This is a genomic window from Pandoraea terrae, from assembly GCF_902459695.1.
GTDB lineage: Bacteria > Pseudomonadota > Gammaproteobacteria > Burkholderiales > Burkholderiaceae > Pandoraea > Pandoraea terrae.
In genome coordinates this window covers 295,687-308,102 of record NZ_CABPRZ010000004.1, presented here as the reverse complement: position 1 = coordinate 308,102, position 12,416 = coordinate 295,687, and the positions used below count along the sequence as shown (strand labels likewise).

10 protein-coding genes are annotated in these 12,416 nt (G+C 63.3%); 6 read left to right on the top strand and 4 right to left on the bottom strand.

What is annotated here, in order from left to right; genetic code table 11:
* Positions 1-8: 8 nt before the first annotated feature.
* The 3 genes from PTE30175_RS06875 to PTE30175_RS06865 form a co-directional block, all read right to left on the bottom strand.
* Positions 9-206, bottom strand: coding sequence for a type II toxin-antitoxin system VapB family antitoxin (locus PTE30175_RS06875; protein WP_150696308.1), 198 nt, complete (start codon positions 204-206; stop codon positions 9-11).
* Positions 207-313: 107 nt separating this feature from the next.
* Positions 314-778, bottom strand: coding sequence for a YaiI/YqxD family protein (locus PTE30175_RS06870; RefSeq protein ID WP_150696307.1), 465 nt, complete (start codon positions 776-778; stop codon positions 314-316).
* 87 nt (positions 779-865) lie between these two features.
* A complete protein-coding gene (locus PTE30175_RS06865; RefSeq protein WP_150696306.1) occupies positions 866-1,597 on the bottom strand; it encodes a GntR family transcriptional regulator in 732 nt (243 codons plus the stop codon).
* Between the two features lie 144 nt (positions 1,598-1,741).
* Between PTE30175_RS06865 and PTE30175_RS06860 the strand changes: the two genes are divergently transcribed.
* From PTE30175_RS06860 to PTE30175_RS06840, 5 genes are all read left to right on the top strand, one after another.
* On the top strand, positions 1,742-2,962 hold the full coding sequence (locus PTE30175_RS06860) for a pyridoxal-phosphate-dependent aminotransferase family protein (RefSeq protein ID WP_150696305.1): 1,221 nt from the start codon (positions 1,742-1,744) through the stop codon (positions 2,960-2,962).
* A gap of 167 nt (positions 2,963-3,129) precedes the next feature.
* Complete coding sequence (locus PTE30175_RS06855; RefSeq protein ID WP_150696304.1) at positions 3,130-4,431, top strand: MFS transporter; 1,302 nt, start codon at positions 3,130-3,132, stop codon at positions 4,429-4,431.
* A gap of 107 nt (positions 4,432-4,538) precedes the next feature.
* Positions 4,539-6,026 (top strand): amidase family protein, encoded by a 1,488-nt coding sequence (locus PTE30175_RS06850; RefSeq protein WP_150696303.1) that lies wholly within the window; start codon positions 4,539-4,541, stop codon positions 6,024-6,026.
* A 111-nt stretch (positions 6,027-6,137) separates the two neighbouring features.
* On the top strand, positions 6,138-7,577 hold the full coding sequence (locus PTE30175_RS06845; protein ID WP_150696302.1) for an MFS transporter: 1,440 nt from the start codon (positions 6,138-6,140) through the stop codon (positions 7,575-7,577).
* 129 nt (positions 7,578-7,706) lie between these two features.
* Positions 7,707-8,474 carry a fumarylacetoacetate hydrolase family protein gene (locus PTE30175_RS06840; RefSeq protein ID WP_150696301.1) on the top strand — a complete coding sequence of 256 codons (768 nt, stop codon included), beginning with the start codon at positions 7,707-7,709 and terminating at the stop codon, positions 8,472-8,474.
* Between the two features lie 16 nt (positions 8,475-8,490).
* Here the strand turns inward: PTE30175_RS06840 and PTE30175_RS06835 are convergent, their stop codons facing one another.
* Entirely contained in the window at positions 8,491-10,761 is a 2,271-nt protein-coding gene (locus PTE30175_RS06835) for a TonB-dependent receptor (RefSeq protein WP_224788629.1), read from the bottom strand.
* Between the two features lie 265 nt (positions 10,762-11,026).
* On the opposite strand from PTE30175_RS06835, the gene PTE30175_RS06830 reads away from it, so the two are divergent.
* Positions 11,027-12,160 (top strand): porin, encoded by a 1,134-nt coding sequence (locus PTE30175_RS06830; protein ID WP_150696299.1) that lies wholly within the window; start codon positions 11,027-11,029, stop codon positions 12,158-12,160.
* Positions 12,161-12,416 lie beyond the last annotated feature (256 nt).

Sequence of the window (12,416 nt, the reverse complement as noted above, 5' to 3'; positions counted from 1 at the left end):
GTGCAGGATCATGCTGACTTGGTCTGATGTCGCGAAATATTCACCAGATTACGCTCTGTACCGCCCAAACGAGCCAAGCGACGAGCGCTCTCCCGCTCGATCAAAGCCTTGAGCGCTTCTCGTACCAAAGCCGATTTGTCATGCAGACCGGTGAGTGCCTGTGCCTTCACGAGAAGGTCGTCATCAAGAGCTAATGTAGTGCGCATTTTTGAGACCTCCACAAAGTTGGATTGTGGTTGCCAAAGGTTGCCGCAGTGCTTCGAATCTCGGACCTGCGGCAGGAGCGAATGTCTACGGCGTTCAGACTCGCGAACTAACGCGCGCTCAACCCGCTGCGATGCCGTGCCAGCATCCGGTCGAGCTCGCCGGCAAACGCCTTGCCATCGCGCGGACTGAACGGCGCGGGGCCGCCGGTTTCGACGCCGCTGCCGCGAAGCTGATCGAGCATGGCGCGCATCGACAGGCGCTCTTCGATCGTTCCCTCGGAGAACCATCCGCCGCGCGGGTCCAGCGCAAATGCGCCCTTCTTGAGCACACCCGCCGCCAACGGAATATCGGCCGTGATCACCACATCGCCGGCTTCGGCCAGCTCGATGATGCGTGCATCGGCCACGTCCGCGCCGGAGGGGACTTGTAGGGACTTGATGAAGCGCGACGGCGGCGTGCGCAGGTATTGGTTGGCAACCAGTGTAACTGTGACCTGCGCGCGCTCGGCTGCGCGAAACAGGATGTCCTTGATGACAGCGGGGCAAGCGTCGGCGTCGACCCAGATTTGCATGGCGATTGGTTTGCTTTAACGTTGGCTCGCATCATACGCCGACCCACGCCCACTCACCCATTTCCCCTCAGGCCGTAAAACAGCACCCTATTCCGAAGCCATCGAAACATCGGAAGCCGCGGCCTCGGCTTGCAAGATCGCCATGACGGCATCGCGCTTGTCGAGCAAATGTTTACGCAGGATCGCCCCCATCATTGCGCCATCGCGCAACTCCAGGGCCTTGATCATTTCCTCGTGATCGGCGAGGGCCGTATCCCATTTCTGTTTCCGGTGATTCGACCGGAACCGCAGTGCCTGAAGCCGCCGATTCACCAGCACATACATTTCCCGCAACGCCGAATTGCGCGCCGCCAGGCTGATGCGGTCATGGATCTCACGGTTGTGGGCGTAGTAACCCGGCAAATCGTTGCGCAGGCGGCATGCCACCATGGCGTAGTGAATCGCCTTGATCTCCGCCACCTCGGCCGATGTGATGCGCTCACAAGCCAACTCGCCGGACAGCGCCTCCAAACCCCCCATCAACTCGAACGTCTCCCGGATCTCCGTCTCGGACATCCGCGTGACCGTGGCCCCCCGGTTGGGCGCAATGTCGATGAGCCCTTCCGCGCACAGCACCTTGAAGGCCTCGCGCAGCGGCGTACGCGAAACGCCAAGCGTTTCACACAACATGCGCTCATTGAGCTTCACGCCCGGCGCAAGCACGCCTTCGATGATGAGGGCCCGCATGTGCTCGACAACAGCGTCGTGAAGCCGCTGCCGTCCGATCTTCGGAAAGGACGGCGAAGCTGGCGGTGCAACTGATGTTTCCGTATTTTGCATACAAAAAAATCAACGGATGGGGATGGATAGCATTCTACCAAACTCCCGTAGATACGCGAAATGAAAGGGTAAACGCCGATGTGGGTATTTCCGTCTGCGCTGGTAATATAATTTTGCATCCAAAATTCAAAAGGAGCCGAAAGAATGCTGCAGCTTGATTTCCACCCGTCGGGGCGTCACTTTTTGTCGATTCCGGGGCCGAGCCCGGTGCCGGACCGCATCTTGCGCGCTGTGAGCTATCCGACCATCGACCACCGCGGACCGGAATTCGGTGCGCTGGGCCGGAAAGTTCTCGCGGGTATCCAGCAGATTTTCAAGACCGAGCACCCGGTGATCATCTACCCGGCGTCCGGGACCGGGGCTTGGGAGGCGGCGCTGTCGAACACGATGAGCCCCGGCGACACCGTGCTGATGTTCGAAACCGGGCATTTCTCCACGCTCTGGAAAAAGATGGCCGAGAGCCTCGGGCTCAAACCGGAGTTTCTCGGGCTGCCCGGCGTTGAAGGCTGGCGCCGCGGTGTGCAGGCCGACATGATCGAAGCGCGCCTGCGCGCTGACACCGGCCATGTGATCAAGGCGGTCTGCGTCGTTCACAACGAGACGTCGACCGGCGTGACCTCGAACATCGCTGCGGTGCGCCGCGCGATCGATGCGGCGGGCCATCCGGCGCTGCTGCTTGTCGACACCATTTCCGGTCTCGCCTCGGCAGACTACCGTCACGATGAATGGGGCGTGGACGTCACCGTCTCGGGCTCCCAGAAAGGCTTGATGCTGCCGCCGGGCATCAGCTTCAACGCCCTGTCGCCCAAGGCGATCGAAGCCAGCCGCTCTGCCAAATTGCCGCGCAGCTTCTGGGGCTGGACGGAAATCATCGAGATGAACAAAACGGGCTACTGGCCGTACACGCCCAACACCAACCTGCTTTATGGCCTGTCCGAGGCGCTGGACATGCTGTTCGAAGAGGGCCTGGACAACGTGTTCGCGCGCCATCGGCGTTTGGCCGAAGCCTGCCGCCGTGCCGTGCGCGCATGGGGCCTTGAGATCCAGTGCGCCGACGCGGCCGTCTACAGCCCCGTGCTGACGGGCGTGATGATGCCCGACGGTATCGATGCCGATGCGGTGCGCAAGACTATCTACGAGCGCTTCAACATGTCGCTGGGCGCCGGACTCGGCAAGCTCAAGGGCCGCATGTTCCGTATCGGTCACCTTGGCGACTGCAACGACCTGACCCTGATGGGCACGCTCGCCGGCTGTGAAATGGGCTTGAAGCTTGCGGGTGTGCCGGTGGCGGCGAGCGGCGTGACAGCGGCGATGGACTATCTCGCGTCGCACACGGTGCCTGTGCCCGTCAAAGCCGCCGCCTGATCGGCGTGGCAAACCGGCCCGCAATGCAGTGGAGGGCATTGCACCGGGCCGGACCCGACCGGAGGGTGCGCCGGCGGCCGCCAGAGCCACCGCGTACCGGCCGGAAGGCAGCAGGTTCCGTGCAGCATGACTGATGCATTGAAAACACAATAGAAACAGGAGACGCCTTGGAATCTACCCTGCAGACGGGAGCGGTCAGGAGCTTTGAGGACGCGGTCTACCGAAAGGTAAGCTGGCGTCTGGTGCCATTTTTGATGGTCTGCTTCCTGATCGCCTACCTCGATCGTGTCAACGTCGGTTTCGCCAAACTGCAGATGTCGCAGGAGTTGGGCTTTAGCGAAACCATTTACGGCCTCGGCGCCGGCATCTTCTTCATCGGCTATTTCCTATTCGAAGTCCCAAGCAATCTTGCGCTTCACCGCTTCGGCGCGAAGCTCTGGATCGGCCGGATCATGATCACCTGGGGCATCATCTCGGCGTGCTTCGTGTTCGTCAAGACGCCCACCATGTTCTATACCCTGCGGTTCCTGCTCGGCTTGGCCGAAGCCGGGTTCACACCGGGGATCGTGTACTACCTGACGTGCTGGTATCCGGCGCACCGCCGCGCCAAGATCATGGCGATTTACTGCATGGGTTCGCCTCTGTCGGGCATCATCGGCAACCCGCTGTCCGGTTTCCTGATGGGCGGCATGGCGGGCGTCGCGGGCTGGTCGGGCTGGCAGTGGATGTTCCTGATCGAGGCTGTGCCGGCGATCCTGCTCGGCCTGTTCTGCTTCTTCTACCTGGACAGTTCGATCGACAAGGCCAAGTGGCTCAGCAGCGACGAGAAGCGCGTACTGCAGACGGCCAAGCGCGAGGAAGCCAAGGCCGCGGGACCGGAAGTGCGTGCCGGCAAGGTGTTTACCGATCCGCGCGTGTGGCTGATCAGCCTGATCTGTTTCTGCTATGTGACGGGCCAGTACGGCATCACGCTGTGGATGCCGACCTTCATCAAGTCCACCGGTGTGACCAGCCCGTTGCATATCGGCCTGCTGAGCGCCATTCCGTACATCGCGGCGATCTTTACCATGTATGCGTTTGGACGCAGCGCAGACAAGCACCGCGAGCGCCGCTGGCATTTGATCATTCCGTGCATGATGGGCGCCGTCGGCTTCCTCGCGCTGCCCTGGGTGATTCACAGCACGTCCCTGTCGCTGGTGTTCCTGTCGATCGCGGCAGCCGGCATCCTGACCTGCACGCCGTTGTTCTGGTCACTGCCGACGGCATTCCTGAGCGGCGCGGCGGCGGCCACGGCAATCGCCATGAGCAATTCGATCGGCAACCTGGCTGGCTTCACCAGCGGCTACATGATCGGGTACTTGCGCGATCTCACCCAAAGCGGCAACAGCGCGTACTTCATGATCGCGGGCATGCTCATGCTTGGCGCGTTCGCCATCTGGACCATTCCGGCCAAACTGGTCAATAAATGAGTCCCCGGCTGGCGATGCCGCAGGGTCTCGCCAGCCAGCGGCCGGATGACAGGCACGGCCGACGCATTATGCTTTCCGCTTTCGATTTGCAGCCATGGGAAGACGTTATGAAGATGTCGCAGGAGATGCAGACGCCGTTCGCGCTGGAGGAGGCCACCATTGCGGACGTTCACGCCGCGATGCGTGAGCGCGTGTTGACGGCACGCCAGCTCGTGCAGGGTTATCTGGATCGCATCGAGGCTTATGACCGGCAAGGGCCGTGCATCAACAGCATTCTCGAAATCAATCCGGCGGCGCTGGCCGAAGCCGATCTTGCCGATGCGGCGCCGGACAAGCGAGGACCGTTGCACGGCGTGCCGGTGCTGATCAAGGACAACATCGAGACACACGGGCTGCCCACGACCGCCGGATCGACGTTGCTCAAGGACCATGTCCCGCGTGACGACGCGTTCATCGTGCGCAAGCTGCGCGAAGCCGGCGCGATCGTGCTCGCCAAAACCAATTTGCATGAATTGGCCTCCGGCGGCGAAACCGTCAGCACGCTGCTCGGCCAGACGCGCAATCCCTATGATCTGAACCGCACGCCGGGCGGGTCGTCGGGCGGCACCGCGGCGGGTATCGCGGCGAACTTCGGTCTCGTCGGCATCGGCACCGACGGCGTCAACTCGATCCGTTCGCCTGCTTCGGCCAACAATCTCGTCGGCTTGCGTCCGACACTGGGGCTGGTCAGCCGCACGGGGCTCATTCCCAGCGGTTTGAGCCAGGACATGCTCGGTCCGATCACGCGTACCGTGACCGATGCCGCGATCGTGCTCGACGTCATTGCCGGCGCCGATCCCGATGATCCGTCCACGCACGTGGCCGGCGCTCATCAGCCCCCGACCTACACGGCCTTCCTCGATCCGGACGGATTGCAAGGGGCGCGCATCGGCGTGCTGAAATCGTTCTTCGGCCGGGAAGCCGAGCATCAGGAGGTGAACGCCGTGATCGAGTGGGCGCTCGAGGCGATGGCGCAGCGGGGCGCAACGCTGGTTGTCGTCAATGACCACATCGACCCCGACACGCTGCTGTCGACAGCGATGGTGCACCACTACGAGATGGTGCGGGACCTCGATGCTTATCTGACCAGGCTGCCGCCCGGATTCGGCGTGTCAACGCTCGCCGACCTCGCGGCCTCGGGGCAAGTTCACCGGAGCGTTCAGGGCACGCTTGCCACAGCCATGACGATGGCCACCCGGACTGACGAATATCACGAACACCTGGATTGCCAGGCGGCGCTGCGGCAGCGGTTGCTCGACTTGATGGGCAAGCATGCACTCGACGTGCTGGCGTTTCCGCATCAGCGTCGGCTGGTTGTACCGATCGGTCAGACGCAGGTGGAGCGAAATGGCGTGCTGGCCTCTGCGACCGGTTTCCCGTCGATCGCGATCCCGGCAGGCTTTTCCGCGCCGACGGCCAGTGCGCCGCTCGGCGTGCCCGTCGGCATGGAGCTCTTTGGCCGCCCGTTCGCCGAGGCGCTGTTGATTCGTCTGGCGTATGCGGCCGAACAGACATTGAAGGCGCGCCGCGCTCCGGAGGCCACACCACCCCTGTAAGAACAACAAGCAAGGAGATTTCACCCCCGCAAGACGCAACATTTCCACCGATTCCGGTGGCGCAGAGTCCGCGGACCACCGCGGCAGACGTCAGAGATGGAGGAGACAACCATGGGTGCAGAAGTCACGGTTCAGACGTCCAACTCCCCCCAGCAGCAAGCGCTGGATCGGGCGATGGACGATATTGGTGTTACCGCGTCACACAAGAAAATCATCTTCATGATCATGTTGGGCGTGATGTTCGACGTCTTCGAACAGAACGCTGTGGGCCTTATCGGCCCCATGCTGCGCGAGCAATGGGGCATTTCGGTGCCGCAGATCGCCTTGCTCAATACCCTGACGTTCAGTGCTGCCGCGCTCGGCCGCATCGGCTCGGGCATCATCGCGGACCGCTACGGCCGCCGCACGATGCTGAGCGCCAATCTGTTGCTGTTTACGTTGGGCGCGATCATCTGCGCATTGGCGCCGAACTATGGCGTGCTGGCGGCGGGGCGTTTCGTCGTGGGCATCGGCTTGGGCGGTGAGATTTCGATTGCCGTGACGATGCTGGCCGAACTGTGCTCGACGCGTTTTCGCGGCACGGCGGTGGGTCTTGTCAGCGTGGGCAGCGGCGGCTTCGGCAATATGCTGGCGCCAGCCTTCGGCTTGGCGGTGTTCGCCATGTTTCCGGGCGCGGATGCCTGGCGTTGGCTGTTCGGCTGTTTGGTCGTGCCGGCGTTTTTCGTGATCTTCTATCGCCGCTTCATTCCGGAGACGCCGCGCTTCCTGCTGTCCAAGGGGCGTGTGGAGGAAGCCAACCGCGTGCTGTCGATTCTGGCATCCGGACGTCTCGGCAAGCTTGTGGGTAAGCCGAAAGCGTACGTCCATGCAGAGCCGCATAGCGACGCGCCGCGTGAGAAAGTGCGTCTTGGCGAAATCTTCTCGGGCAAGCTGGCACGTCGCACGATTGCGCTGGGTATCGCGGTGTCGATGACGTACGGGGCGCAGATTTCGGTGCTCACGCTCATGCCGACGATCCTGACCTCGCAGGGCTACACCATCTCCAAGAGCCTGTTGTTCACGATGGTGATGCAAAGCGGCAGTTTGTTCGGCGCGCTTGCGGCGTCGTTCTGCGGTTATCATTTTCCGCGTAAGCGGGTCCTGACTATCGGGGCTGGATTGGCCTGCACGGCGGGCCTGTGCTTCGGGTTCTTGACCTTCAACATCCCGCTGGTGTTGCTGTTTGGCGCCTCGTTCACGTTCTGCGTGGTGCTTCTCAATACCTCAATCTGGATCTTCGCGCCGGAGCAATATCCGACGCGTGTGCGCGCCTTCGGCACTTCGGTGATTCTCGCGCTGGGCACGTTGGCCGGTGCGTTGACGCCACTGCTGAGCGGGCGCGTGTTCCAGGAGTTCGGTGTGGGCGGCATGTTCTCCATGCTGGCCGCGATGTACGGGGTGTTCGCGCTGGCTGTGCAGTTTGCGCCGGAAACGTTTGGTCGGCCGATGGGCGAATCTGCGGATGACGATGCGGAGCGCGCCGCGACGGCACAAGCGGCGACGGCGAGCTAAGCGTGATCAGTGAATGAAGTGAATGCCGCTCAACGATTCCGAGTCGTCCGTGGTCACCATGCGGATGACGGCGGCGCTCGGTGAGCGGCGAATTTAACCCTTTCGTAGTTTCTACAGCACTTGCAAATCATGAACGCAGCAAATATTTCCACCGTGGCCGCAGCACTGGCGGTGGCCCGGCGAGAGCGCCGAACGCTTGACACGTCCCATTTCGCAGCGGCGCTCGAAAGCGAGGCCGAAGCCTACGCCGTGCAGGCCGAGGTCGCGCGACTGATGGGCTGGGAATCGGGGCGCGCCGGCCAGTATTGGAAATCCGGTGGGCCGACGCGGGACTCGGTACTGACTCAAGCGGAATTGCCTGCGGTTGGCGTGTGGCAGAGCCCGGCGAATGCGGGCGACTGGCATTTTACGCATCGGGGCATTGAGGCCGAGATCGCACTGCGAATCGGTCGGGACGTCGATGCCGTCATGGCGGCGGCGCTCGTCGGCAATGCGGCGACGGCACTGGTCGATGCGATGGCGGTTTCCATCGAGATTGTGGATTCCCGGTGGGATCAATACCTCGATGCACCGGCGCGGTTGAAGCTTGCGGACCTGCAGTCGCATGGCGCGCTTGTGCTGGGGGAATGGCGTCCGTTCGAGCGGCGGGATTGGGCTGCACAGACATGCCGGGTGCAAATCGGCGAAACGGTGACGGAACGCCGAGGCACGCATCCCCTCGGCGATCCGGCGTTCTGCCTGACGGCCTGGCTGCGCCACGCGACACGCGATGGCCGTGTCGTGCCGGCAGGCAGCGTGGTGACGACGGGAACGTGGGCGGGTATCCTCGACGCGGCCGCCGGCGAACTTGTCACGGTGGATTTCGAGGGCATCGGGCGGGCCTCGGTGCAACTGTAGTGACGATGACCCGCCGTCAGCGCCACGCGTAGCGTAAGCCCACCCAAATCCCGCGCGGCGCGCCGACGCCGACGAACTGCTCGCTTACGGCATTGCCGCCGCCGAAGGTATGGCCCGGTCCGGTGAAGACGTTTCGCGCGAGCGTGCCGAAGTTGGCGTAGCGCCGGTCGAACACATTGTTCACGCGTGCGAATACGTCCAGCCGTTTCGTCACATGCCAGGTCGTGTCGACGTCCAGCATCGCGTAGGCGCCGATCTGGCCGTGGGCATCCTGGTTGTTCTCGTCGCCGCGCGCGAAAACGGCGCTGTGATACACGAGATTGGTGCCGATTTCCCATTGGGGCGTGACGTTGTAGTCGAGGCGCATTTTGACGGTATGGCGCGCAACGCCGGGGATACGGTTGCCCGGGCGTACGGTGATGTTGCCGTTGGCATCCGCGCTCGAGTTGCTCCGGCTGCTTTCGATGAAGCTCGTCCGGTAGGTCGCATCGATATAGCTGTAGCTCGCCGTTACGCCCACCGGCCCGGCGTGGGTCGCGAGACTGAGCTCGATCCCTTGCCGGCGTGTCTTGCCGACATTCTGGAAAAAGCCGGTCGCGGCCGTCGCGGTGTTGCTGCTGATGAAGGCGATATCGTTGTCGAGATCCGTGCGGAAAACGGCTGCGCGCCAGCTCGACGCCGTGCCGAACTGGCCGCGCACACCGGCCTCGACCGTTTTCGAGAGCACGGGCCGCAGCGCCGGATCGGCGATGAAATCGTTGGGCAGCGAGCACGGTGCGGCCGGGTCCGCGCAAGCCAGCTCGATCGCGGTCGGGGCGCGCATGCCTTCGCTGTAGTTGGCGTACGCGGTCACTCCGGGCGACGGGTTGTAGGTGATGCCGAGCGCGGGATTGAGTCGCGAGAACGTGTGCGAGCCGTTGAGCAGCGGTTGATTGCCGGTCTGGTCCGCAAGCGTGGTTTGCGCGTGGTGATAGCGTGCCGATGCCGTGACGGCGAGCTGGTCGGTCAGCGACAGCGTGTCTGTCACGAATACGCCGGCATTGCTGTTGTGCGTCTTCGCATCGGTGCGCAGGGCAAAGCCGCCCAGGCCAACGGCATCGCGCTGCGGCGTGAACAGGGCATCCTGCCCGTACTGCGAGAAGCGGGCATTAGCGAAATCGCCGCTCGCGCCGACCACGAATTGATTGTCCATGCTGGCCACATGTCCAAGCAGCGTCAATTGCAGACCGAGGCCATAGCTGTCCTGCTCGACGATCGAGCGTGCGTTGTTGGCCTGGACCTGGTTGACCGAACCGGTATCCGGATCGACGCTGCCAAACTCGCCGTTGACGTTGCTGCTGACGTTCTCGTTGAAGAACTTGCGGTAATACGCGTTGACCGACAACTCGACTTGCTCGTTGAAGAAGTGACTGCCGTTCAGATTGAAGAACGTCGCGCGATTCAGGTTCCTGTCCGGGAAGGTATAGGCCTGGCGGAAGTTGTCCAGGAACGAGCGCGGGATCGTCTGCGCGCCGTGCAAGGCGTTGTCCGCCGCAGTCACTGAAAGATTCGCCGTGGTGTCGGCATCCGCATAGCCGAGCTTGCCGAACGCCTGCTTGACACGGCTGGCGTTATGGTCGGCCCAGCCGTTGTCCGCCGTGTCGTTGAGGGTCACGAAATAGTCGACCTTGTCGAGCCGGCCGCCTTGCGTGAACTCGAGCGTGCGGCGCCCGAACGAGCCGCCTGACACGGCGACCGAGCCACCGGGGCTGTCGCGCCCGCTGCGTGTGGTGATGGCTAGCGCGCCGCCGAGCGTGTTGAGGCCGAACAACGGATTCGAGCCGGGCACGACCAGAACGCTGCGAATGGCCGAGGGCGGCAGCAGGTCCCAGTTGACGACATCCCCGAACGACTCGTTGATACGCACGCCATCCTGGAATACCGACAAGCCCTGCGGCGTGCCGAGCAGCGGTGACGCGGTGAAGCCGCGGTAGTTGACGTCGGGTTGGTAAGGGTTGCCCTGACTCGAATTGAGACTGACGCTGTCCAGGTTGGCTTCGAAATAGTCGGTGAGGTTGAGCGGATGTTGCGCGTCAATCGTCTTGCCGCGGATCCATTGCACGTTGGCGGGCACGTTCTCGAGCGGTGTGCCCAGCCCGGGCAGCGGCGTTGTGCCGATCACCACCGTAGCCGGCAGTTCCACGGCTGGCGCCGCGTCCTGCGCGCGCGCTTCGCGGCCATGCAGCGCGGCCAGCAGGCCGACAAACGTCAATGCGGCGCGGGCGGCCGGTGTCAGGCGGTACATCATGTGTCTCCTCGCGGTCAACATCTTGTGTCGCGGCCAAACACGCAAGAACGGTGCCACGGCGATGTTGTTTCGCCTGCTCAGAAACGGCACGCCCGTCTGTGGTGAAACGCAACGACTCGGGCGCCATCCCTCCGAGCGAAGCTCCCCGTGTCCCGCAAAACCAGTGTTGGTGCGGCTTTTGGCGCAGGCGCGCCACGGCACGGTTATTGCGATCCCCCTGCGCCGGAAAAACCGGTCAATCAATCAAAACGTGGAGGGGATTTCGATGAGACGTATCGTTAAGGCAACCATGGCGGTGTGCGCACTGCAAGGCATGCAAAGCGCGCATGCGGTTGACATTCACGCGGGAGACTGGGACGTCGCGATCAGCGGCGACGTCAACGCGTACTACACATCGGTAGCGTGTTCGGGGGCGAGCGTTGCCGGCACTGCGCTCGCGGGCAAGGCCCTCGGATGCGGCGGCCAGAACAGCCGCACGTCGATCGGTAACGGCCTGCTGCCCAACGCGCTGGTGACCACGGTCAAGTCGCGCCAGGGGGACTATGACGTGCAGGGCACCATCGGCTTGATGGCGGCCGTCGCCACCGGCAGCGCGATCGCGCCCAATAGCACGGTCGACGTGCGGCAAGGCTTCCTGTCGATCGGCAATGCCGACATTGGCACCTTCAAGCTCGGCCGCGATTACGGCATTTTTGGGGCGAACGCGATTCTGGGCGACATGACGCTGCTCGGCGCGGGCGCTCCCGTGCAGGCGACGCAGCGCGGACGCGTGACGCTGGGCCACATCGGCGCCGGCTACACGTATCTGGGCACCTACGGTCAATTCGCCTACACGTCGCCGAGCGCCAATGGTTTCCAGGGACAGTTCGCACTGGTCAGCCCGGTCGACAACGGCACCGGCTTCAGTTCCAGGAGCGCGCCGCAGGTGCAGGCACAAGTGGCGTATCGCCAAGGCACCTGGAAGGGCTGGCTGGGCGGAAAAACGCAGAAATTCTATGCCGACGCGAGCGGCGAGAGCTTCACCGAGACGGCAGTTGAACTCGGCGGCTCGGTGGCGCTCGGGCCGTTGGGGTTGCTCGCCAACGTGCAGACGGGGCGCGGCCTGGGCATCCTGTCGGACGGCGACCAAGGCAACGTCACCGGCATCAACTATCTGCTGCAGGCGAGCTACCAGGCCTCGGACAAGCTCAAGCTTGGCCTGAATTACGGCGCGAGCCGTAATCGTACCGACATGCCCGGGCTGATCCGCTACAACAGCAACGTCACGCTGGGCGCCTATTACGCGCTGACCAAAAGCGTCACGCTGGTCGGCGAGTTGGGCCAGACGCGCTCGGTCGACGTCGCCGGCAATTCGGCCCGGATGAACGGCGCGTCGGTCGGCGCATTTCTGTTCTTCTGAGCCGCACGGCAGTACGGCGATGCCTTCGCGGCAGCACGCCGAGTGCATGAAACGTGTGAGCTACCACCACCGCCCGTAATTCCGGTCGTCCCGGATTGCTCCGTTGCGAAACAGATCCAAACGCGCGTTGCGCCATGACGGAACAGCGGCTGTGTCAGTCGCGCGCCAAAGTCCTCGGCATCGCGAACGCAGTCGCGCACCTCATCAGCGTGACTCGCTCCGTGACACGTGCATGGCGGCGGCACAGATAGTGGCA

Bases quoted from the DNA above. Each gene is read 5' to 3' on its own strand.
- PTE30175_RS06845 (WP_150696302.1), top strand. From the start codon at position 6,138: ATGGGTGCAGAAGTCACGGTTCAGACGTCCAACTCCCCCCAGCAGCAA.
- PTE30175_RS06875 (WP_150696308.1), bottom strand. From the start codon at position 206: ATGCGCACTACATTAGCTCTTGATGACGACCTTCTCGTGAAGGCACAG.
- PTE30175_RS06865 (WP_150696306.1), bottom strand. From the start codon at position 1,597: ATGCAAAATACGGAAACATCAGTTGCACCGCCAGCTTCGCCGTCCTTT.
- PTE30175_RS06840 (WP_150696301.1), top strand. From the start codon at position 7,707: ATGAACGCAGCAAATATTTCCACCGTGGCCGCAGCACTGGCGGTGGCC.
- PTE30175_RS06850 (WP_150696303.1), top strand. From the start codon at position 4,539: ATGAAGATGTCGCAGGAGATGCAGACGCCGTTCGCGCTGGAGGAGGCC.
- PTE30175_RS06835 (WP_224788629.1), bottom strand. From the start codon at position 10,761: ATGATGTACCGCCTGACACCGGCCGCCCGCGCCGCATTGACGTTTGTC.
- PTE30175_RS06860 (WP_150696305.1), top strand. From the start codon at position 1,742: ATGCTGCAGCTTGATTTCCACCCGTCGGGGCGTCACTTTTTGTCGATT.
- PTE30175_RS06830 (WP_150696299.1), top strand. From the start codon at position 11,027: ATGAGACGTATCGTTAAGGCAACCATGGCGGTGTGCGCACTGCAAGGC.
- PTE30175_RS06870 (WP_150696307.1), bottom strand. From the start codon at position 778: ATGCAAATCTGGGTCGACGCCGACGCTTGCCCCGCTGTCATCAAGGAC.